The 19,435-nt window shown below is 46.6% G+C and carries 23 protein-coding genes; 18 read left to right on the top strand and 5 right to left on the bottom strand.

Going from position 1 to position 19,435, the window contains the following annotated elements; translation table 11 throughout:
• The first annotated feature begins 56 nt into the window (after positions 1 to 56).
• Genes NYE62_RS16470 through NYE62_RS16460 form a run of 3 tightly spaced genes read left to right on the top strand, consistent with a single transcriptional unit; the run spans position 57 to position 1,596 of the window.
• Entirely contained in the window at positions 57 to 332 is a 276-nt protein-coding gene (locus NYE62_RS16470) for a YutD family protein (protein WP_003151928.1), read from the top strand.
• Between the two features lie 25 nt (positions 333 to 357).
• Positions 358 to 792 carry a DUF86 domain-containing protein gene (locus tag NYE62_RS16465; protein ID WP_020956293.1) on the top strand — a complete coding sequence of 145 codons (435 nt, stop codon included), beginning with the start codon at positions 358 to 360 and terminating at the stop codon, positions 790 to 792.
• A 33-nt stretch (positions 793 to 825) separates the two neighbouring features.
• Entirely contained in the window at positions 826 to 1,596 is a 771-nt protein-coding gene (locus NYE62_RS16460; protein ID WP_040238919.1) for a TIGR01457 family HAD-type hydrolase, read from the top strand.
• A 27-nt stretch (positions 1,597 to 1,623) separates the two neighbouring features.
• On the opposite strand, the gene NYE62_RS16455 is transcribed toward NYE62_RS16460, so the two are convergent.
• On the bottom strand, positions 1,624 to 2,124 hold the full coding sequence (locus tag NYE62_RS16455; protein ID WP_003151934.1) for a phosphatidylglycerophosphatase A: 501 nt from the start codon (positions 2,122 to 2,124) through the stop codon (positions 1,624 to 1,626).
• 154 nt (positions 2,125 to 2,278) lie between these two features.
• On the opposite strand from NYE62_RS16455, the gene yutH reads away from it, so the two are divergent.
• From yutH to NYE62_RS16430, 5 genes are all read left to right on the top strand, one after another.
• On the top strand, positions 2,279 to 3,295 hold the full coding sequence (yutH, locus tag NYE62_RS16450; protein WP_342497066.1) for a spore coat putative kinase YutH: 1,017 nt from the start codon (positions 2,279 to 2,281) through the stop codon (positions 3,293 to 3,295).
• Between the two features lie 201 nt (positions 3,296 to 3,496).
• Positions 3,497 to 4,798, top strand: a complete 1,302-nt coding sequence (locus tag NYE62_RS16445) for a homoserine dehydrogenase (RefSeq protein ID WP_003151938.1) — start codon at positions 3,497 to 3,499, stop codon at positions 4,796 to 4,798.
• Positions 4,798 to 5,856, top strand: a complete 1,059-nt coding sequence (gene thrC / locus NYE62_RS16440; protein ID WP_032867132.1) for a threonine synthase — start codon at positions 4,798 to 4,800, stop codon at positions 5,854 to 5,856. Before NYE62_RS16445 ends, thrC begins: the two co-directional genes overlap by 1 nt.
• Complete coding sequence (gene thrB, locus NYE62_RS16435) at positions 5,853 to 6,782, top strand: homoserine kinase (RefSeq protein ID WP_040238923.1); 930 nt, start codon at positions 5,853 to 5,855, stop codon at positions 6,780 to 6,782. The genes thrC and thrB overlap by 4 nt, the downstream gene beginning before the upstream one ends.
• A gap of 102 nt (positions 6,783 to 6,884) precedes the next feature.
• On the top strand, positions 6,885 to 8,861 hold the full coding sequence (locus NYE62_RS16430; protein ID WP_327941870.1) for a S9 family peptidase: 1,977 nt from the start codon (positions 6,885 to 6,887) through the stop codon (positions 8,859 to 8,861).
• Positions 8,862 to 8,901: 40 nt separating this feature from the next.
• Here NYE62_RS16430 and NYE62_RS16425 read toward each other — a convergent pair whose 3' ends face one another.
• A complete protein-coding gene (locus NYE62_RS16425; protein WP_169510385.1) occupies positions 8,902 to 9,237 on the bottom strand; it encodes a NifU family protein in 336 nt (111 codons plus the stop codon).
• A 79-nt stretch (positions 9,238 to 9,316) separates the two neighbouring features.
• On the opposite strand from NYE62_RS16425, the gene NYE62_RS16420 reads away from it, so the two are divergent.
• A complete protein-coding gene (locus NYE62_RS16420) occupies positions 9,317 to 9,643 on the top strand; it encodes a YuzD family protein (RefSeq protein WP_015240509.1) in 327 nt (108 codons plus the stop codon).
• 37 nt (positions 9,644 to 9,680) lie between these two features.
• Here NYE62_RS16420 and NYE62_RS16415 read toward each other — a convergent pair whose 3' ends face one another.
• The gene (locus NYE62_RS16415; protein ID WP_007613539.1) at positions 9,681 to 10,748 is read right to left on the bottom strand and encodes an NAD(P)/FAD-dependent oxidoreductase; all 1,068 of its coding nucleotides are present in this window, start codon (positions 10,746 to 10,748) and stop codon (positions 9,681 to 9,683) included.
• Between the two features lie 266 nt (positions 10,749 to 11,014).
• Here NYE62_RS16415 and NYE62_RS16410 point away from each other — a divergent pair, with 266 nt between their 5' ends.
• The 6 genes from NYE62_RS16410 to NYE62_RS16385 all read left to right on the top strand — a co-directional run bounded on the left by NYE62_RS16410 (position 11,015) and on the right by NYE62_RS16385 (position 16,173).
• The gene (locus NYE62_RS16410; RefSeq protein WP_007408721.1) at positions 11,015 to 11,251 is read left to right on the top strand and encodes a YuzB family protein; all 237 of its coding nucleotides are present in this window, start codon (positions 11,015 to 11,017) and stop codon (positions 11,249 to 11,251) included.
• 134 nt (positions 11,252 to 11,385) lie between these two features.
• Positions 11,386 to 12,603, top strand: a complete 1,218-nt coding sequence (locus tag NYE62_RS16405) for a NupC/NupG family nucleoside CNT transporter (RefSeq protein WP_007408720.1) — start codon at positions 11,386 to 11,388, stop codon at positions 12,601 to 12,603.
• Between the two features lie 123 nt (positions 12,604 to 12,726).
• Positions 12,727 to 13,581, top strand: coding sequence for a diaminopimelate epimerase (gene dapF / locus NYE62_RS16400; protein WP_144664257.1), 855 nt, complete (start codon positions 12,727 to 12,729; stop codon positions 13,579 to 13,581).
• Positions 13,582 to 13,659: 78 nt separating this feature from the next.
• A complete protein-coding gene (locus tag NYE62_RS16395) occupies positions 13,660 to 14,022 on the top strand; it encodes an iron-sulfur cluster assembly accessory protein (RefSeq protein ID WP_003151967.1) in 363 nt (120 codons plus the stop codon).
• A gap of 229 nt (positions 14,023 to 14,251) precedes the next feature.
• Complete coding sequence (locus NYE62_RS16390; RefSeq protein WP_327954992.1) at positions 14,252 to 15,283, top strand: tyrosine-type recombinase/integrase; 1,032 nt, start codon at positions 14,252 to 14,254, stop codon at positions 15,281 to 15,283.
• Positions 15,284 to 15,441: 158 nt separating this feature from the next.
• Positions 15,442 to 16,173 carry a helix-turn-helix domain-containing protein gene (locus NYE62_RS16385; RefSeq protein WP_327954990.1) on the top strand — a complete coding sequence of 244 codons (732 nt, stop codon included), beginning with the start codon at positions 15,442 to 15,444 and terminating at the stop codon, positions 16,171 to 16,173.
• Between the two features lie 272 nt (positions 16,174 to 16,445).
• Here NYE62_RS16385 and NYE62_RS16380 read toward each other — a convergent pair whose 3' ends face one another.
• A complete protein-coding gene (locus NYE62_RS16380) occupies positions 16,446 to 16,673 on the bottom strand; it encodes a helix-turn-helix transcriptional regulator (protein ID WP_014470972.1) in 228 nt (75 codons plus the stop codon).
• 181 nt (positions 16,674 to 16,854) lie between these two features.
• Here NYE62_RS16380 and NYE62_RS16375 point away from each other — a divergent pair, with 181 nt between their 5' ends.
• On the top strand, positions 16,855 to 16,998 hold the full coding sequence (locus NYE62_RS16375; RefSeq protein WP_342497065.1) for a hypothetical protein: 144 nt from the start codon (positions 16,855 to 16,857) through the stop codon (positions 16,996 to 16,998).
• A gap of 270 nt (positions 16,999 to 17,268) precedes the next feature.
• Positions 17,269 to 17,607: a hypothetical protein gene (locus NYE62_RS16370; RefSeq protein ID WP_327954988.1), complete on the top strand. Its 339-nt coding sequence runs from the start codon at positions 17,269 to 17,271 to the stop codon at positions 17,605 to 17,607.
• Between the two features lie 315 nt (positions 17,608 to 17,922).
• Here NYE62_RS16370 and NYE62_RS16365 read toward each other — a convergent pair whose 3' ends face one another.
• Entirely contained in the window at positions 17,923 to 18,138 is a 216-nt protein-coding gene (locus tag NYE62_RS16365; protein ID WP_101605383.1) for a helix-turn-helix transcriptional regulator, read from the bottom strand.
• Positions 18,139 to 18,257: 119 nt separating this feature from the next.
• Between NYE62_RS16365 and NYE62_RS16360 the strand changes: the two genes are divergently transcribed.
• The gene (locus NYE62_RS16360) at positions 18,258 to 19,433 is read left to right on the top strand and encodes an AimR family lysis-lysogeny pheromone receptor (protein ID WP_327954987.1); all 1,176 of its coding nucleotides are present in this window, start codon (positions 18,258 to 18,260) and stop codon (positions 19,431 to 19,433) included.
• Positions 19,434 to 19,435 lie beyond the last annotated feature (2 nt).

Here is a 19,435-nt window from a genome sequence, read left to right as displayed (position 1 = left end):
TGATGGACAGAAGTCAATGAATTATGATAGTAAAGAGTGATAAAAGAGGTGAAGACATGATTCTTATTCAAAATGCCGAGTTTGAACTCGTACACGATTTTAAAAACGGCTTTAATGAAGAAGCGTTCAAAGCCCGCTATTCAGACATATTAAATAAATATGATTACATTGTGGGAGACTGGGGATACAGTCAGCTGCGGCTCAAAGGCTTCTTTGATGACCAGAATCAAAAAGCAACCTTTGAAACGAAAATCAGCACATTGGACGAATACATTTACGAATACTGCAATTTCGGCTGCGCGTATTTTGTTTTAAAACGAATCAGAAAATAATTGATGCAGAAGGGGATGCTGTCACGTGTATTTTGTTGACAGAAATAATATCGAACAAACACTCCGTTTTTTTGAGACCCAGCTGGCGCTGTTTGACAGCACGCCTGCATGGGAGAGCGAGATCGAAAAAAGGGCGCTTGAGCGGATCAGCCATCTTATGATCGAATGCATTCTCGATGTCGGAAATGATATGATTGACGGCTTTATCATGCGCGATCCGGGGAGTTATGACGACATCATGGATATTCTGACGGATGAAAAGGTGGTAGCTGAGGATGAAGGAAATAAGCTGAAGCAGCTGATCTCTTCCAGAAAGCAGCTTGTCCAGGAATATCAGCACGCCGATCATCAGGAGCTGTTTACGCTGATCACGTCAAACAGAGATGTGCTGAAAGCCTTTCCGGCCCGTGTAAGAACCTACCTGGAAACAGAATTAGGGCCTGTTTCCGCATTTAAATAACAACGAGTGAGAAAATCCACAGGAGTGTTGAGTATGAAGGATTATAAAGGATATTTGATAGATTTGGACGGCACAATGTACAACGGGACGGAAAAAATCGAAGAAGCGTGTGAATTCGTGAGAACGCTTAAAGCGCGCGGCATTCCGTATTTATTCGTGACGAACAATTCTTCCCGGACGCCGAAGCAGGTGGCGGACAAGCTGATGAGCTTTGACATTCCGGCATCTGAAGAGCAGGTCTTCACGACGAGCATGGCGACTGCGCAGCATATCGCCCAGGAGAAAGAAGACGCGTCGGTGTATGTGATCGGCGAAGAAGGCATCCGTCAGGCCATTGAAGAAAACGGGCTGAGCTTCGGAGAAGAAAACGCGGACTTTGTCGTTGTGGGAATCGACCGCGGCATTACATATGAAAAGTTGGCAACGGGATGCCTTGCGATCAGAAACGGCGCCCGGTTCATTTCAACAAACGGCGACGTTGCCATTCCGACTGAAAGAGGGCTTTTACCAGGGAACGGTTCGCTCACATCCGTTTTGACGGTGTCAACGGGCGTTGAGCCTGTCTTTATCGGCAAGCCTGAATCCATTATTATGGAACAGGCGATGCGTGTGCTCGGAACGGATATTTCCGAAACACTCATGGTCGGCGATAACTATGCAACGGATATTATGGCCGGCATCAATGCGGGCATGGATACGCTGCTGGTTCATACCGGAGTGACAAAGCGTGAGCATATGGCAGATTACGACCAAAAGCCGACATATGCGATTGACTCTTTAACCGAATGGATTGAACATCTATAAAAAAAGGGACGGCCATGACGGCCGTCCTTATTCTGTATTTCTGGCGCTGTGAGCAAGCCGGCTTGAAGCCGCTGCTGCGATTGCGCCGACGATATCATCAAGAAACGTATGGCATTCGCCCGTAGATTTATCATTTAACCGCCCGAGAATGCCGGGTTTTTCTTTGTCAATGTAGCCGTAATTCGTAAAGCCGATTGAGCCGTATATATTCACGATAGAGAAGGCGAGCACCTCGTCAACCCCATACAGGCTTTCATCAATGGCCAGAATAGTCTGAAGCGGTTCAGACAGCTTTTTTTGTTCGGCGAGCACATCTAATTCTATTCCCGTTAAAATGGCGTTTTGCACCTCGCGTTTTGCGATGACACGGTCCACATTGAGCCTGCATACCTCCATCGTCAAATCAGGATGATATTTTTTTTGAAGGAAATACACCAGCTCGGCAATATCGTCCGTCTCAACCCCCCGTTCTTTTAAACGCGCCCTGGCGACAGCTTCCACCTGATTCAGTTGTTCCTTTTCTGACATTTGCTTCACCCAATCTTTTTTTACTAGTTTATACAACACTCTTCCGATGTGTACGATGTTTCTCCACTTGATTCAAAGGATTACAATATGTATTCATAATTCCGCCGGCGTATGACTACGATGTGAATAGCTCTAATTTTTCAGGCAGGTGATTATGATGAAAAGCATCATTAAAGAAAAATACGGCATCCACGTCAGACAGCTCTCCGTTTATCAGAAATACCAATGCTTCCAGACGCCTAATTCCTTCTTTCTTATAATTCCCGTTTCCGGGTTTTCGCAATCAGAGCTGACGGAGCTTTACTACATGAGTCAGTATTTACAAGAACAAAGTGACCCATACGTTTCAGTGTTTATCTTTACGAAGGAAGGAGAACTGACCTTTGAGGACGAAGGCAAAACGTATGCGCTCTTAAAAGCGCCGATTCCCGTCTCAAACCGGTCGTTTTCTGTCGGAGGGGAGCTTGCCGAATTTCACAGAAAAGGGCGGGGTTTTCCGTACGAAGTGAAAGAAGCGGGCAGGATCGGCCAATGGAAGGACTTATGGGGAAAACGGGTGGATCAGCTGGAATCATTCTGGATGCAGAAAATTCATATGTCTCCGCTTGAACCGTTCGAAAAGAAAATGATCGAAGCATTTCCTTATTATTCAGGCTTAGCGGAAAACGCCATTCAATATTTAGTGGATACGGAGCTGGATGACAATCCCGGCGCAGAAGACTCGGGGACAATCTGCCATCAGCGGATGGAACGGGATACCTGGTCGGAGGAATCATTGATCCGCATTCCGGGCGATTGGGTATTCGACCATGCTGCCCGTGATATTGCGGAATATATGCGCAACACATATTTGTATCATCGTGACGACCTGCTCAAAGATGGGTTTTTGTTTCTGCAGGAATATGAGCAAGTTACGCCGTTATCCTCCTTTTCCAAACGCCTGTTTTACAGCCGCCTGCTGTTTCCGCTCCATTTCTTCGAGACGGTGGAGAGCTATTACATTTCTCATGATTCTGAAAAACAGTATTACGAAGAGCAGCTTGACTACATTCTTGCCGACTGCACCCGCTATGAACAGTTTTTACAGACATGTCACAACATGATGAATGTCAGGTCGGCGCAGGTTTTTGTCCCGCCTGTGGCGTGGCTCGGAAAAGGAATCAGTTCGTAAGAAAATATGACGTAAAAATATTTAGAAAATAGGGAATCTTGTCATATCAGTGTGTTAAGCGTTTTCATATCCGTAGAAACAATATTCAGCCGCTTGTCAAAACAAATGCGGGCTTATATAATATTTGTAACTTAAATGTCTGTGAAGGGTTAACAATTGTCCTTTTCTAGTGGACAAAAGGAAGAAAGGTGGAGTTTCTCTTTGGAAGCGATTCGTATTGGACTGTTAGGACTGGGAACCGTGGGAAGCGGAGTCGTCAAAATTATACAAGATCATCAGGATAAGCTTATGCACCAGGTCGGCTGTCCGGTGACGATCAAAAAAGTGCTAGTTAAAGATATTGATAAAAAACGAGACGCAGACCTGCCGAAAGAAGTGCTGACGACAGAAGTCTATGATGTGATCGATGACCCTGAAGTCGACGTGATTATTGAAGTCATCGGCGGTGTCGAACAGACGAAGCAATATCTTCTTGATGCCTTGAAAGCGAAAAAACATGTTGTGACCGCAAATAAAGATCTGATCGCCGTATACGGGTCAGAGCTTTTAGCCGCCGCAAAGGAAAATGGCTGTGACTTGTATTATGAAGCGAGTGTCGCCGGCGGAATCCCGATTTTACGCACGCTCGAAGAAGGCCTTTCCTCTGACCGGATCACAAAAATGATGGGAATCGTCAACGGAACGACGAACTTTATCTTAACGAAAATGATTAAAGAAAAAAGCCCGTATGAAGAAGTGCTGAAGGAAGCGCAGGATCTCGGATTCGCGGAAGCGGACCCGACCGCCGATGTAGAAGGCCTCGATGCCGCACGCAAGATGGCGATTTTAGCCCGTCTCGGCTTCTCTATGAATGTCGATCTGGACGATGTCAAAGTAAAAGGAATTTCCCGGATAACGGATGAAGACATCAGCTTCAGCAAACGGCTCGGCTATACGATGAAGCTGATCGGCATCGCCCAGCGTGATGACAATAAAATCGAAGTCAGCGTTCAGCCGACACTGCTGCCGGATCATCATCCGCTCTCTGCGGTGCATAACGAGTTTAATGCCGTTTACGTGTACGGAGAAGCCGTCGGCGAAACGATGTTTTACGGCCCCGGAGCCGGAAGCATGCCGACTGCGACATCGGTCGTTTCCGATCTGGTCGCGGTCATGAAAAACATGCGTCTCGGCGTAAACGGAAACAGCTTTGTCGCCCCGCAGTTTGAAAGAAATCTGAAGCAGCCGTCTGATATCTATGCCCAGCAGTTTTTAAGAATTCACGTCAAAGACCAGGTCGGCTCTTTTTCAAAAATCACATCGGCCTTCTCAGAGCGCGGCGTCAGCTTTGAAAAAATTCTGCAGCTGCCGATCAAAGGCCATGACGACCTCGCGGAAATCGTCATCGTCACGCATCATACATCGGAAGAAGATTTCAGTGACATTCTGCAAAACTTAAATGACCTCGAAGTCGTACAAGAAGTAAAAAGCACATATCGCGTAGAAGGGAACGGTTGGAGCTAATGTGGAAAGGACTCATCCATCAATATAAAGAATTTCTGCCGGTGACGGATCAGACGCCGGCCCTGACATTGCATGAAGGCAACACGCCGCTGATTCACCTGCCGAAACTTTCCGAAAAGCTCGGAATTGAACTGCATGTGAAAACAGAGGGCGTTAATCCGACGGGATCCTTTAAAGACCGCGGCATGGTCATGGCGGTCGCCAAAGCGAAAGAAGAAGGCAATGATACCATCATGTGCGCCTCTACAGGGAACACATCCGCGGCAGCTGCGGCATACGCGGCGAGAGCCGGCATGAAATGCATCGTCATCATCCCGGACGGAAAAATCGCCTTCGGAAAACTTGCGCAGGCCGTCATGTACGGTGCGGAAATCATCGCGATTGACGGAAACTTTGACGACGCGCTGGCCATCGTCCGGTCGATTTGCGAAAAATCACCGATTGCATTAGTGAATTCAGTAAACCCTTACCGGATTGAAGGGCAAAAAACAGCGGCCTTTGAAGTATGCGAACAGCTCGGCGAAGCGCCGGACATTCTGGCGATCCCGGTAGGAAACGCCGGGAATATCACGGCCTACTGGAAAGGGTTCAAAGAATATCATGAGAAAAACGGCACCGGACTTCCGAAAATGCGCGGTTTTGAGGCGGAAGGTTCTGCGGCTATCGTCCGCGGCGAAGTCATTAAAAATCCAGAGACCGTTGCGACGGCAATCCGAATCGGGAATCCTGCCAGCTGGGACAAAGCGGTGCTCGCTGCGGAAGAATCAGCCGGGAAAATTGATGAAGTCACAGATGAAGAAATTCTTCACGCTTATCAGCTGATTGCCCGTGAAGAAGGCGTGTTTGCCGAACCGGGCTCCTGTGCATCCATCGCCGGCGTTTTGAAACAGGTAAAATCCGGTGAAATTCCAAAAGGCAGCAAGGTTGTCGCAGTTTTGACCGGAAACGGCCTGAAAGATCCGAACACGGCTGTAGACGTATCTGACATAAAACCGATTACACTGCCGACAGATGAGGACAGTATTCTGGAATACTTAAATGGAGCGGCGCGTGTATGAATGAGGCGGAGATGCTGTTTTCCATTACGGTTCCGGGAAGCACCGCCAACTTAGGGCCTGGGTTTGATTCCGTCGGGATGGCGCTCAGCAGATATTTGAAGCTTTCGGTTTTCCGAAACGATGAATGGCAGTTCTCGGCGGAAACCGAAACTGTCGCGGGCATCCCTCAAGGAACGGACAACCTCATCTACCAAGTCGCCAAACGGACGGCTGACCGCTATCAGAAAGAGCTGCCGCCCGCCCATGTCAAAGTGTGGAGTGACATCCCCCTTGCGCGGGGTCTCGGAAGCAGCGCGGCCGCTATCGTCGCCGCCATTGAGCTTGCGGATGAGTTATGCGGCCTGCAGCTGTCGGAAAGCGACAAGCTGCACTTAGCCAGTCTTGAAGAGGGGCACCCTGATAATGCCGCTGCTTCCCTTGCAGGAGGGCTTGTGATCGGCCTTCACGAAAAAGATGAAACACATATCGTGCGTGTTGCCGAAGCGGATATCGACGTTGTGGCAGTGATTCCGTTTTACGAAGTTCTGACCAGGGACGCAAGAGACGTGCTCCCGAAAGAGCTGCCGTACCGACGCGCCGTTAAAGCAAGCGCCGTCAGCAACCTTCTCGTTGCTGCGATCATGTCAAATGACTGGGCGCTCGCCGGGAAAATGATGAGAAAAGACATCCTCCATCAGCCGTACCGCGCCATGCTTGTTCCTGAGCTTTCAAAGGTGGAACATGCGGCCGAAATGAAAGGCGCCTACGGGACGGCGCTGAGCGGAGCGGGACCGACGATTCTTGTCCTGATTGAAAAAGGAAAGGGAGAAGAGCTGAGAAAACAGCTTTCTGAGCATTTCCCCCACTGTGAGATTGCGGCGCTTACCGTCCCGTCAGAAGGAAGCGTAATTGAACGGAATCCTTTAGAGCAGGTGAAAAGTGTATAATGATAAAAAAGCGTTCTTCCCATCAGAGAAGGACGCTTTCTTTTTCTGGAGAAGGATTTTTATTTAGGGAAGCGAAATAAAAAAGAAAAGGAGGAGATACGATTGAAAAAACTCATAACCGAGGAGGACATTGCGTCACTCGTATCCGTGACAGACCCGCAATATGCCCCTGACGGCAGAAGAGCCGCTTACGTCCGGACAACAGTCAATCATAAGCGTGATTCCTATTCCTCAGCCATTATGGTATATGACACAGAATCCGGCATCTCAAACCCGTGGACTTTCGGGGACAACAGAAATACAAGTCCGCGGTGGTCACCTGACGGACGGCGCCTCGCCTTTGTTTCTGACAGGGAGAACGGCATCCCTCAGCTGTACATCATCGACGCTGCCGGCGGAGAGGCGGAACAGGCGGCCGATATTCCTTGGGGCGTATCAGATCCGATATGGGCGCCCGACGGCAGATCCGTGCTTGTGTCCGTCAGTCTGACATCAGCGGAGCGCGCCGATGAGAAAGAAAAAAAGAAGCATGACGAGTATGAGCCGGTTGATATTCAGTCATTAACATATAAACGTGACGGGAAAGGCCTGCTGAACGGAAGCTGGTCCCAGCTTGTGCTGATTCATCTTGAAACGGGGGAGATTCAGCAGCTGACGGATCATGAAGCGGATCATTATGGCGCGGCCTTTTCACCGGATGGCAGGCAGCTTGCGTTTACCGCCAATTTATGCGAGCCGGGTGACGCCGGAAAGCCGAGCGATGTCTATCTGATGAATCTGGCGGATGGAAGCCTGAAGCAGATTACGCCGCACCGCGGTTCTTTCGGTTCCTGCGTGTTTTCACCGGACGGTTCTTATATCGCGATGCTTGGCCATGAAAATGAATTTCGCAATGCGACTTTAGAGAAAGCGTGGCTGTACGACGTGAAAACTGAGCGGCTGTCCTGCCTGACCGACATGCTGGATGTTCATTTGAGCGATGCGCTGATTGCGGATTCAATCATAGGAGGAGTGACGCCCCGGCCGGTATGGACAAACGACGGGCAGGGATTTTACGTTCTCGGGAGCGAGCAGGGAAGCACCGGTATTTATTATATCTCGATTGACGGCCTCGTATATCCGATCCGATTAGAAGAAGAGTACGTGAATGGTTTTGCTTTTCATCCTGATCAGAAAAGCTGTATCGCTGTCATTGCCAAACCCGTACAGCCTTCCGAGCTTTACAGCATTTCACTTGAAGATGGGGAAGAGAAGCAATTGACATTTGACAATAATCGGTTTATTGAGGAGCGCATCATATCCGTGCCGGAAAAGCTGCAATATGGAACAAAGGACGGGCTGACGGTAAACGGCTGGTTTTTAAAGCCCGCCGTTTTTGAAGAGGATCAAACCTATCCGCTCATTCTATACATACACGGCGGGCCTCACATGATGTACGGCCATACGTATTTTCACGAATTCCAAGTGCTGGCCGCACAAGGATATGCTGTCGTGTATGTCAACCCGAGAGGAAGCCATGGCTACGGGCAGGATTTTGTCAATCGTGTCAGGGGTGATTACGGAGGCGGAGATTACCGTGATGTCATGCAGGCGGTGGATGAAGCCGTTCAGGCGTATCCGTTTATTGACAGCGGCCGTCTCGGTGTGACGGGCGGAAGCTACGGAGGGTTTATGACGAATTGGATTGTCGGGCAGACCGGCCGTTTTAAAGCAGCCGTCACGCAGCGCTCCATTTCAAATTGGTTCAGCTTCCACGGTGTCAGCGATATCGGTTTCTTTTTTACCGACTGGCAGCTCGGACATGATTTGTTTGAGGAAGCGGATAAGCTTTGGGATCGTTCTCCTGTAAAATATGCGTCCCGCGTTTCGACGCCGCTTTTGATCCTGCATGGTGAGCGAGATGACCGCTGTCCGATAGAGCAGGCGGAGCAGCTCTTTACCGCATTGAAGAAACTGAACAAAACGACGTCGTTCATCCGATTTCCGAAAGCTACGCATGAGCTGTCGAGAAGCGGCCATCCGGAACAGCGGATGAAACGCATCCGTTATATTTGTTCATGGTTTGATGGCTATTTGTAAAAAATAAAAAACCAGGCTGTCATGCAGCCTGGTTTTATGATTAAAATACTTGTTCTACTTCAACGACACCCGGTACTTCTTCAAGAAGGGCGCGTTCGATTCCGGCTTTCAGCGTAATCGTTGAACTTGGGCAGCTGCCGCATGCGCCAAGGAGGCGAAGCTTTACAATGCCTTCGTCTACATCAACAAGCTCACAGTCACCGCCGTCACGAAGCAGAAACGGGCGTAATTTATCCAATACTTCCTGTACTTGCTCTTTCATTTCAACCTCAGTCATGAGATTCGCTCCTTTCATATACATAAAACCATTATATTCACAGTAACGGTAAAAATCTAATGTTTGGTTTGCAAAGCTGCTTTCCCCATTATAGCATATTTAAACTTGAACATAAAAACCGTTTTTTATACAAAAGCTGCCTCGTCCTTTGTATACTGGTGTAAAGGGGATGATATACATGACAAAGCCGGTTACGCTCAGTGTTTACGGCGCTGAAACGCTTTGCGCAAGCTGCGTGAATATGCCGAGCGCCAAAGATACGTTTGAATGGCTGGAGGCGGCGCTGCAACGGAAATATCCGGAGCAGCCTTTTCACATGCGGTATATTGATATTGACGCACCGCCTCAGCAAAAGGAGACAGAAGAGCTTGCGGAGCGCATCAGAAACGATGAATTTTTCTATCCGCTCGTGCTGGTGGAGGATGTCATTGTGGGGGAAGGGAATCCGCATTTAAAAGATATATATGAAGAAATGGAAAAGCGCGGCTATGTTGCAGGCTCTTAAAAATGGCCGCTGATCGCAATCAGCGGCTTTTTTCTTATCAGCCGTTATGATGCTTGTACATCCATAAAAGGCCTGATTTTAATAAACGGGGCACACGCCCGATGAGCGGACGGTCGTTGACAAGACCGAAGCCCGCTTTTTTTCCGAGTGAACCGAGAACGCCTTTCAGCTTAAATTGCGGCATTGTTTCCGGCAGCTCTTCATTGTTCCAGCGTTTCAGGAGGATCTGCACAATTTGTTCCGCTTGCGCTTCAGCCAGCTGGGCGCTCGGCGCATGCGGCAGGCTCGCGCAATCACCGACGACGTAAACATGCTCATCGCCCGGAAGGTTGTGATGCGGTGTTAAAACGATGCGGCCTTGCGGATCTTTTTCAGCGTCCAGTTCTCTGACGGCTTTATTCGGCTGAATTCCCGCCGTCCACACGATGGCATCGGCCGGTATTCCTTCATCATGATTATAAACGATCCCGTCTTCCACTTTTGTAATATTCGCATTATTGATAATGGTGACGCCGTGTTCTTCAAACCATTTCTGAACATACTTGCTGAGTCTTTTCGGAAAGCTTGATAAAATCAGGTCGCCCCGGTCAAATAACATAATCTTCAGATCGTCACGGCTCTCTCTTAATTCACTGGCAAGCTCCACGCCGCTTAATCCCGCTCCGACGATAGCGACAGATGCATTGGCGCCGAGGTTGTTCAGCTTTTGATAGGCTTCGCGTGACTGATCAATGGTCTGAATGCTGTAAGTATGTTCCGGCGCGCCGGGCACGTTATGATACTTATCCTCGCAGCCCAGTCCGATCACCGCGTCATCGTAAGAAATCGGTTCGCGGTCATGAAACAGAACCTGTTTGTTTTTCGTGTCGACGGAAGCCACCTCACCGTATTGAACATCCAGATTCGGATGCTCAGGAAAAGACACCCTGATATGATGATCAGAAATCGTGCCGGCGGCGAGCGCATAATATTCTGTTTTTAAGCAGTGATACGGGTTTCTGTCAATCAGCGTGATGGATATATCTGACGGAAGCTGGTTCGGCAGTAAGCGGTGCAGCACCCGCATGTTTCCGTAACCCCCGCCGATCAAGACCAATTTTTTCATAATGATTCCCCTTTTGCCCGAAAAATATGGTAGTCAATGTTGTTACAAAATAACGAACTATGTAAAATAACATCTTGAATTATATCGAATTTGATCTAAAACCACAATAATAGTTTTAAAATAACCTACAAATTGACCAGAAAACACGTAATAGTAAAACCTTTAACCTGAATTAATATGTTACGATAACATTGAGTGTGAAACCGGATCTTTGACGAATAGAGGAAATTCCGTTAGGATAAGGTACATATGTGAGGTGAAACCGCATGAATCCGATGATTGAATTCTGTGTCAGCAATTTAGCGCGCGGTTCCCAGGAAGCACTTGAGATCTTAGAGAAGGATCCGAACTTGGACGTGCTTGAATACGGCTGTTTAAGCTATTGCGGGAAATGCATGGAGTCCCTGTTCGCCCTGGTCAACGGCGAAGTGGTTACGGGAGGCACGCCTGCTGAACTGGTTGACAACATATATACATTCATAGAAGAAAATCCGATGTTTTAATCAGAGGCTCCGAACGGGGTCTCTTTTTTATTGCGCCCCGGGTTTTGGCAAAATAAAAAATTTGTAGACAGCAAAAATAAATATTGTTATCTTAATAAAGACTTTTTTTAAATAAAATTTTAGAGGTGGATTCATTGAATATCGTTTGGGGGCTGCTCGGGGCAGTTGCTATATTAGCCATTGCTTTTTTGTTATCAGAGAAGAAAAGCAAAATTAACCTGCGAACCGTCATTGTCGGTTTATGTTTACAAATGGCCTTCGGATTCATCGTATTAAAGTGGGACGCCGGACGGGCCGTATTTTTATGGTTCTCAAGCCGTGTGCAGCTTCTCATTGATTATGCGAACGAAGGCATCAGCTTTATTTTTGGCCCGCTGATAAAAGTGGGCAGCAGCCCGGCTTTTGCGCTGAGCGTTCTGCCGGTCATTATCTTTTTCTCAGCGCTGATTGCCGTTTTGTATCACTTGAAAATCATGCAGCTCATCTTTCGCGTCATCGGAGGCGGACTGTCAAAACTTCTTGGGACAAGCAGAACGGAATCGCTTGCGGCGGCTGCGAATATTTTTGTCGGACAGTCTGAATCACCGCTTGCCATTAAACCGCTGATTGCGGGATTGACCCGTTCCGAGCTGTTTACGATTATGACGAGCGGCCTTTCGGCTGTAGCGGGTTCGACGCTTTTCGGTTACGCCCTGTTAGGCATTCCGATCGAATACCTGCTGGCGGCCAGCTTTATGGCGGCTCCCGCCGGTCTCGTGTTCGGAAAAATTTTAATACCTGAAACGGAAAAAACGCAGACGATAAAAGGCGATTTTAATATGGACGAAGAAGGCGAAGGCGCCGCTAACGTGATTGATGCAGCGGCAAAAGGCGCGTCCACGGGCCTTCAGATTGCTCTAAATGTCGGCGCCATGCTGCTTGCGTTTGTCGCGCTCATCGCCGTAGTGAACGGAATTCTCGGCGGAATCGGCGGCTGGTTCGGTTTCAAACATATTACATTAGAATCCATTCTCGGTTACGTGTTTTCACCGATCGCATTTGTAATCGGCGTTCCTTGGCATGAAGCGCTCGGAGCGGGAAGCTATATCGGACAGAAACTTGTGCTGAATGAGTTTGTCGCTTATTCAAACTTCGGTCCGCATATTGCGGACTTTTCTAAAAAAACGTCTACGATTATCAGCTTTGCGCTGTGCGGATTTGCCAACTTCTCTTCGATTGCGATTATGCTCGGCACACTGGGCGGTTTGGCCCCAAGCCGCCGTTCGGACATTGCGCGCCTCGGATTAAGAGCGGTTATTGCGGGAACACTCGCAAACCTTCTCAGCGCGGCGATTGCCGGCATGTTTATTTAGTAAACAATAAAAGCTCCCTGCATATGCAGGGAGCTTTTATGTATGAAAAACGGGGGATATTTGTATTGTGTCCGAGGGGAAGAGCTTTTATACTAAGTAAAAGAAAAAAAGTTGGAGGCCGATATGAATTCATTCCGTTTTACCAAGATGCACGGTCTTGGAAACAGTTATATATATGTAAATCAATTTGAAGAACAGCTGCCGGAAGAACGGCTGTCTGAGATTGCCGTTAAAGTGTCCAGCATTCACACGGGCATCGGCTCTGACGGAATGATCCTCATCTGTCCGTCAGAAAAAGCGCCCGTCAAAATGCGGATTTTTAATAATGACGGCTCTGAAGGGAAAAATTGCGGCAACGGCCTTCGCTGTGTGGCAAAGTACGCATACGAACATAAGCTGACAGAAGAAACGTCCTTTTTCATTGAGACGCTTTCAGGTCTAGTGAAAGCAGACATTACAGAGGACAACGGGATTGTGCGTGAAGTCGCCGTTGATATGGGCGAACCGCGCCTCACCAAAAAAGAGCTGCCGATGCTCGGCAATGAAGATGAACGGACGATCGATGAAACCTTTGTTTTTGGAGAAACGGAGCTTTCCGGAACAGCCGTATCAATGGGAAACCCCCATATTGTTTTTCCGGTTGCGGATATCAATCAAGCGCCTCTTACAACGCTCGGTCCCGTCATTGAAAAAGACTCGAGATTTCCGGAAGGCGTCAATGTCGAATTTGTGGAAACCGTCAGCGCCGATGAACTTCATTTCCGCGTATGGGAACGCGGCTCCGGCATTACACAGGCTTGCGGAACAGGCGCCTGTGCGGCGGCTGTCGCATCCGTATTGAACGGTGTTTCCGAACGAAACCGGGATATCACCGTTCATTTAGCGGGAGGCGACCTTGTGATTAATTGGCAGGACAACGGGCACGTGCTGATGACGGGACCCGCCGAAACCGTATGCAGCGGCGTCTATTATTTGTAAACAGCTCGTTTGAGAAATACTCTCCTCAAGGTTTATAATAGATATCAGCATCCGTTTTTAAAAAAAGGAGGTCTACCTATGAGTGTTCCAGTAACCATCACTGAAGCAGCGGCTTTGCATATAAAAGATATGATGAAAGAGCATGAAGAAGAAAACGCGTTTCTCCGTGTGGGCGTAAAAGGCGGCGGCTGCAGCGGCCTGTCTTACGGAATGGGATTTGAGCACGAAAAAGGCGAAAAAGACAGCATGTTTGAACAGCACGGAATCACCGTTTTGGTCGACAGCGAAAGCCTTGATATTATGACCGGCACGATCATTGACTTCAAACAGTCCATGATGGGCGGCGGTTTCACCATTGACAACCCGAATGCCATCGCTTCCTGCGGCTGCGGTTCATCTTTCCGCACGGCCAAAAACGCCGGTACGCCGGAAGAGTGCTAAGGGTCAACCGTTGGTATATCAACGTTTTTCTACTCGATCCTATTTCCGAGATATGAATCGATCATCTAATCGGAAACTGAATCGGAGGATTACGGATTGCAGTGAAAAATCCGCGATTAATCGTTATTATTCGGAATAAAAACAACCCTGTTTTACGGTTGTTAGGATTGTTGATGACGCTTTTCTTAGCGATGTAACTTAAATCATCGTTAAGGGAGGCGTTTTTATTATGGCGTTAAATAAGAAACGACGAAGAGTTACGAATGTTTCAGCGGCCAAAAAAGACTACCCGCGGTTACTACTTAGCGAAGCATTAGAAATCGCTTTGGCCGGTAAAAGAACGGAAGGACTTCGCGAAAGAACGCTCACAGATTATAAAAAGATGTGGCGGTATTTTACCGAATGGCTTAACGACAACTACGAAGTTACATATATCGATGAGATCACCACGGAGATTTTAAGGAACTATATTAACTACATGAAATACGACAAGCCGCGGTATCACGGGCACAAGTATATAAAATCAGACGATAATAAAGTCGGGCTTTCAGATACGACGATAAATATTAATTTGCGAACAATTAAAGCGATGTTTAATTATCTTGACCGTGAAGAGTTGATTGAGGTAAATCCGACTGCACGCGTTAAGCTGCTCCGGCAGGACATCGATCTTACAAACTGTTTTACTGATGATGAAATTAAAGACATATTGCGGCAACCGAATTTACGGGATTATGTGGGCTTTCGTGATTACTGCGCTATGAATTGCCTGCTAGATTCCGGGCTTCGCATCGAGGAGTTGTTGAGCCTACGTGAAAAGGATATAGATTTTTCAAGCCGATTCATAACGATTAACGCCGATGTTAGTAAAAACAGAAAGCATCGGTTAGTACCTATATCTGCTCATTGCGTAAAGCTTTTGCTTCAGCTTATCACAGAAAATAAATCACACTTTACGACTGATCGTATTTTTCTATCCAGTTATGGCGAGCCCTTGGGCGCAAATCATTTTAATAAGAGGCTGAAGTATTATGCGGAAAAAGCCGGTGTAAAAGATAAGAAGGTTACTGCGCACGTATACCGGCATACTTGGGCTAAAACGATGATACTAAACGGTTGTGATCCGTTTACGTTACAGAAGATCGGAGGATGGTCGGACATTAGAACAATGCGTCGTTATATACAAATGGATACGAGAGCAATGCGAAGAAGCCACGACGACTTTTCACCGCTGACGACAATTAGAAAGAAAAAAGCCTAAAAACAAAAAAAAAGAACGCCATCCAGCGGAAATAAATCCGATAGATATGACGCCCTACCCTACGTCTATCTTATCGGAAAAAAGCGTACTTGTCAACGCTTATTTAAGTGCGTCCATTTTTCCGACGGACCGGCGTCTCTTATCGAGGAGAGAGCCGAATGTATACGAAAGAAGCCTCTAAAATGGCGTCATTCCGTTCAGTGGACGAGCTTAACGGCGCCATCCGTACGCACATATACCGCAATAAATCCGATCTAACGCCTGCCTCAATCGAGGTTCTAAAGGTGTTGTCTCGTCATGCCGTCAAAACGCCGGGTGTGGCGTACCTGAAGCTCGCATCTATCGCAGAATTAATCGGCCGGCACCGTGTTACCGTGATTCGGGCCGTTAAGCGTTTAGTCGATCTCGGAATTATCCGCAAAGAAATTAAATATCGGCCAGTATCCGGCGGCAACGGCGCCAATATGTACGTTATCCTGCCGGCTGTTAAGACCGATGCTACTCCGTCCGTGTTACCCCGCCAAGAAGCCGAAAAGCCAACGGAGACAAAGCCGGAAGTCCCGAAACGGGAGAACGAAGCTGTTATTTCTCAAAGCAAATTAAAGTTCTTACAGAATACGTATGCTGCGTTTAAGTCTGCGGTCAAAACGTTTGTCAGCGATCGCAGATTAACGAGCAAGCTGTACGGCATATACCTTGCGCATACGTCGTATTTAAAAGGCGTGTATGCTGCCGATACTCTTCAAGGAATCGGACTGGAAGCCGTTCGCCAAACGTTTATAGCGACTAAACGGAAGCCTATCCGCAACTTGGCCGGCTATTATAATGGTGTACTGGACCGGATGCTCGATCGTTTGCTTTCAGATCGATTCGATGACTTGGAAGCATAAAAAAAAGACGCTGAACATTCAGCGTCTAAGTTCTCGAATGCGGACCGTTTTGCAATCTGGGCACATAACTAGTTTAGCTGGATCTCTATCCTGAGTTGCTGAGTTCAATCCTCTACTTTTCAGAAGAAAAACGTAGCCACTATCTGTCACAATTGTGACAAAACTTCGCTCGCCTTCTGCAAAGCCGCAGGCTGCACATTTTATATTTTCCATTAAAAACACCTCCCTACGTCAATTATATCAGCGTAGAAAGGCGTTGTGTGGAGGGCGGGTCAGTCTTGGCGTTCGAACTGGACGACCTCTTCGATCGGACAGTCTAAGTATTCGCAAATATAAGCGATTGTAGTCAACGAAACAAATTCGCCGGCTGAGAACTTCGCCATGATTGTCGGGGAGATGCGTAGATCATCCTTCAGTTGTTTCTTTGTTATGTCTTTCTTTAATAAAGTCATCTCTAGTGGTTTATAATTTGGTTTTAAGGTTAATGATTTCTTCGTCATTCTAATACCTCCGAAAATGCTTGCTATGTTTATGCACTTATTATAACATATATGCATAGGAATAATACAAAAAAGTATAGAAAAAATACATAAAAGTGTTGACTTAAACTACACAAAAGTGTATTATAGTATTAGAAGGACGGAACAACAGTCCTTCAAAAACAGAAAGGAGGACGGAAGATTGATTGAACTAATAACAAAGCTTTCCGTTATCACCGCATCTTGGCTGACGATTCTGAAACTCTTGTTAGAACTTCGAAAGATGCGAAAAGAGACGAAAAGCAAAAAGCGACGCTCTCCCTCCAAGAAGAAACGTCGCAAGTAACCAAGACGGGGCGAAAGCCCCGGCTGTTCAATCAATTATACCACATATGAAAAAGATTGATACAATCGAAATTTTTCTAATCGTTGCCCTTTGCTTCTGGATCGCAAGCATGAATTTTACAGCACTTTCTGTTTTAGACTTCATCGGAATTGGCACAGCGGTCGTATATTGCGGTTTGATCGTGTGGAAATTGCTGTACCGATGAAAAACAAAACGGCGTTCGGCGGCAGCGAAGTCGTCGGACGCCACTAAACGAAAGGATGATCCGTTATGACAAACGTTATCAATAAAAACAGCCTTATTCCGGCTGAGTACGTTATATACAATTTCGCAGGAGAAGGAAAAGACTTGCGGAAGGACAAACAGCTCGTTCACGTAGGCGGTAACTTGGCGATTGGCTACGAAGAGGGTTGCGGTATTATGCTTTATGAAATGGCTGGCGATCATGGCGCTTGGGAAATCGGAGATAATGACCGGGTTTTACATGATATATACGACGACGGTTGGCTCTCCGATGTCCCGATCGAAAAGATCGCAAGTATGTCGGTTCTTGAATTCATGCTCACGGTTGCCGAAAGGAAAGCGGAGAAAAAGGCGGTGGTTTCATGAATATCCGTAGTACACTGTACCTAATTGCGCGAATTCTCGGCGATATCAACGCAGTCAAACGCGGGAAAATCGGTCAAAGGATCGTTCGGAGGGCGGCCGGGAAGGCTCTCGGCAGACTTTTCAAGTAGTTTAGGTTCATTTGTCAACAATTACCTCTAAAAACTTTGTGACTTTCGACATATTTCGACGGAAAAATTCTCAATAATCAGGTAATATAGTGAACAACAAGGGAACACTTGTACGGGTGAAAATGTAGGTGGCTTATGTAAGCCACTTATCGGTTGACGGGTGATGCTTAACCCCGCCAGCGACCATCTATTCTTGCGGAATCCATTCGTACAGATCGTCTATGGTACAGTTTAAGATCTGCGCAAATGTTCGAGCAGTTCCGAGGGTCATTTCTTGTTTACCCTGTACGTACTTAGAGATATGACTCTTATCGTAACCGCTTTTGTCCGCAAGCATCGTTTGTGTAAAGCCACATTCGATTAACAAGTCGCGAAGTAGACACCGTCCTGGTCTGTACTTCACCGATTAAACACCTCCGTAAAGCTTTTATCGGGCTTTACGAAGGAAATTATAAACTATTGCCGTCTGTTTTTCTATTCGTTCCTGGATGCACAATAATTTGGAGGAAGAAGGGGAAGGGTTTGAAAAGTTTATCGGACGAAATTTTCAATTTGATTGAAGATTGCGATCTAAAACCTACAAAAGTAGCAGGAATGGCTGGGATATCAGGGACTACTCTGTCTGATTTGAAGGAGTCTGATACCATCGGATTCATTTCAATGCTTAAGATAGCGCAAGTTTGCAAAGGGTCTGAGTATCACGATGTCATGAAGAAGTGGTGTCGGGTGCTTGTCACGACCGAATCACTTAAACACGCTTTCGAGTATGCGGCGGTTAAGAGGGACGTGGATCTTCTTGGAGAGTTGTTGTGTAAAACGAAAAATGATGAATACCTAGATTTGTACCGAAGTGTGTATGGATTAATCTACAGTTTTATGAGAGGAAAGATTCCGTTTCTCGATCTATATAACGAGCTTAAAAGTGTTCGCACGTCGAAGGACAAAAGCTTGTCGATCATAGTGAATATCTATAACTGCTACATGCTTTACTACAAAAAGGACTTCCTTGGGATATTAACGAGAGCTAAGAAGATCGAGAAAGAAATTCAAAAACTAGGAAATGGCAGAAGATCTTTTTTTAAGCAATGCTATACTTACAGATTATCTGAGGTTATGATGCCGGTACATCTTCATTTCTCTAATTTTGAAGCAGCGCGACGTTTCGCAGAAATTTTAATTCACTCCAATATAAGCTACAAAGCGCTATCGGATGGATATTATGGGCTTGGGATGTCTTACTTACTTAGCAATAAATCTTTATGTTTGAAGTATCTTGAACGCAGTTATCAGGCGATGAGCAAAATCGAAAGAACTGATCTTATCGCTGAAACTAAAACAAACTTCGAACTAGCTAGATTGTATTTCGATGTTCGAGAAGGAATGTCTATTCCGGAGATGAAGAGCTTCTTAATGAATATGACATTACGAGATGAGGCTGATTTCATAAAATACTTTGGTTTTATATCAAAGAATAGCCTGTCATCGATATATGAAGGTATAAGCTATTTCTTCAGTAAAAAGAATTTTTTATTTGCTTATTTAATTGCCGATGATCTTGCTCGATTTGGTGTCGACGGTGAGCAAGTTGAGGCTTTGAAGTCGATAAAATTAATTGATAAGGTGGAGATTAGTTTTGAAAAAGAAGTTATTAGCTGTTTTAATCACTGGGATCGTATTGGTATCTGCCGGGTATCTTAGCC

Origin of the sequence: Bacillus sp. FSL K6-2861, assembly GCF_038630725.1 — a bacterium.
In the GTDB taxonomy this organism is placed as follows: Bacteria; Bacillota; Bacilli; order Bacillales; family Bacillaceae; genus Bacillus; species Bacillus velezensis.
This window is presented reverse-complemented; position numbering and strand designations above follow the sequence as displayed.

Coding starts and splice junctions, on each gene's coding strand:
- NYE62_RS16470 (WP_003151928.1), top strand. CDS start 57: ATGATTCTTATTCAAAATGCCGAGTTTGAACTCGTACACGATTTTAAA.
- NYE62_RS16460 (WP_040238919.1), top strand. CDS start 826: ATGAAGGATTATAAAGGATATTTGATAGATTTGGACGGCACAATGTAC.
- NYE62_RS16455 (WP_003151934.1), bottom strand. CDS start 2,124: ATGTCAGAAAAGGAACAACTGAATCAGGTGGAAGCTGTCGCCAGGGCG.
- yutH (WP_342497066.1), top strand. CDS start 2,279: ATGATGAAAAGCATCATTAAAGAAAAATACGGCATCCACGTCAGACAG.
- thrC (WP_032867132.1), top strand. CDS start 4,798: ATGTGGAAAGGACTCATCCATCAATATAAAGAATTTCTGCCGGTGACG.
- thrB (WP_040238923.1), top strand. CDS start 5,853: ATGAATGAGGCGGAGATGCTGTTTTCCATTACGGTTCCGGGAAGCACC.
- NYE62_RS16420 (WP_015240509.1), top strand. CDS start 9,317: ATGACAAAGCCGGTTACGCTCAGTGTTTACGGCGCTGAAACGCTTTGC.
- NYE62_RS16415 (WP_007613539.1), bottom strand. CDS start 10,748: ATGAAAAAATTGGTCTTGATCGGCGGGGGTTACGGAAACATGCGGGTG.
- NYE62_RS16410 (WP_007408721.1), top strand. CDS start 11,015: ATGAATCCGATGATTGAATTCTGTGTCAGCAATTTAGCGCGCGGTTCC.
- dapF (WP_144664257.1), top strand. CDS start 12,727: ATGAATTCATTCCGTTTTACCAAGATGCACGGTCTTGGAAACAGTTAT.
- NYE62_RS16395 (WP_003151967.1), top strand. CDS start 13,660: ATGAGTGTTCCAGTAACCATCACTGAAGCAGCGGCTTTGCATATAAAA.
- NYE62_RS16390 (WP_327954992.1), top strand. CDS start 14,252: ATGGCGTTAAATAAGAAACGACGAAGAGTTACGAATGTTTCAGCGGCC.
- NYE62_RS16385 (WP_327954990.1), top strand. CDS start 15,442: ATGTATACGAAAGAAGCCTCTAAAATGGCGTCATTCCGTTCAGTGGAC.
- NYE62_RS16380 (WP_014470972.1), bottom strand. CDS start 16,673: ATGACGAAGAAATCATTAACCTTAAAACCAAATTATAAACCACTAGAG.
- NYE62_RS16370 (WP_327954988.1), top strand. CDS start 17,269: ATGACAAACGTTATCAATAAAAACAGCCTTATTCCGGCTGAGTACGTT.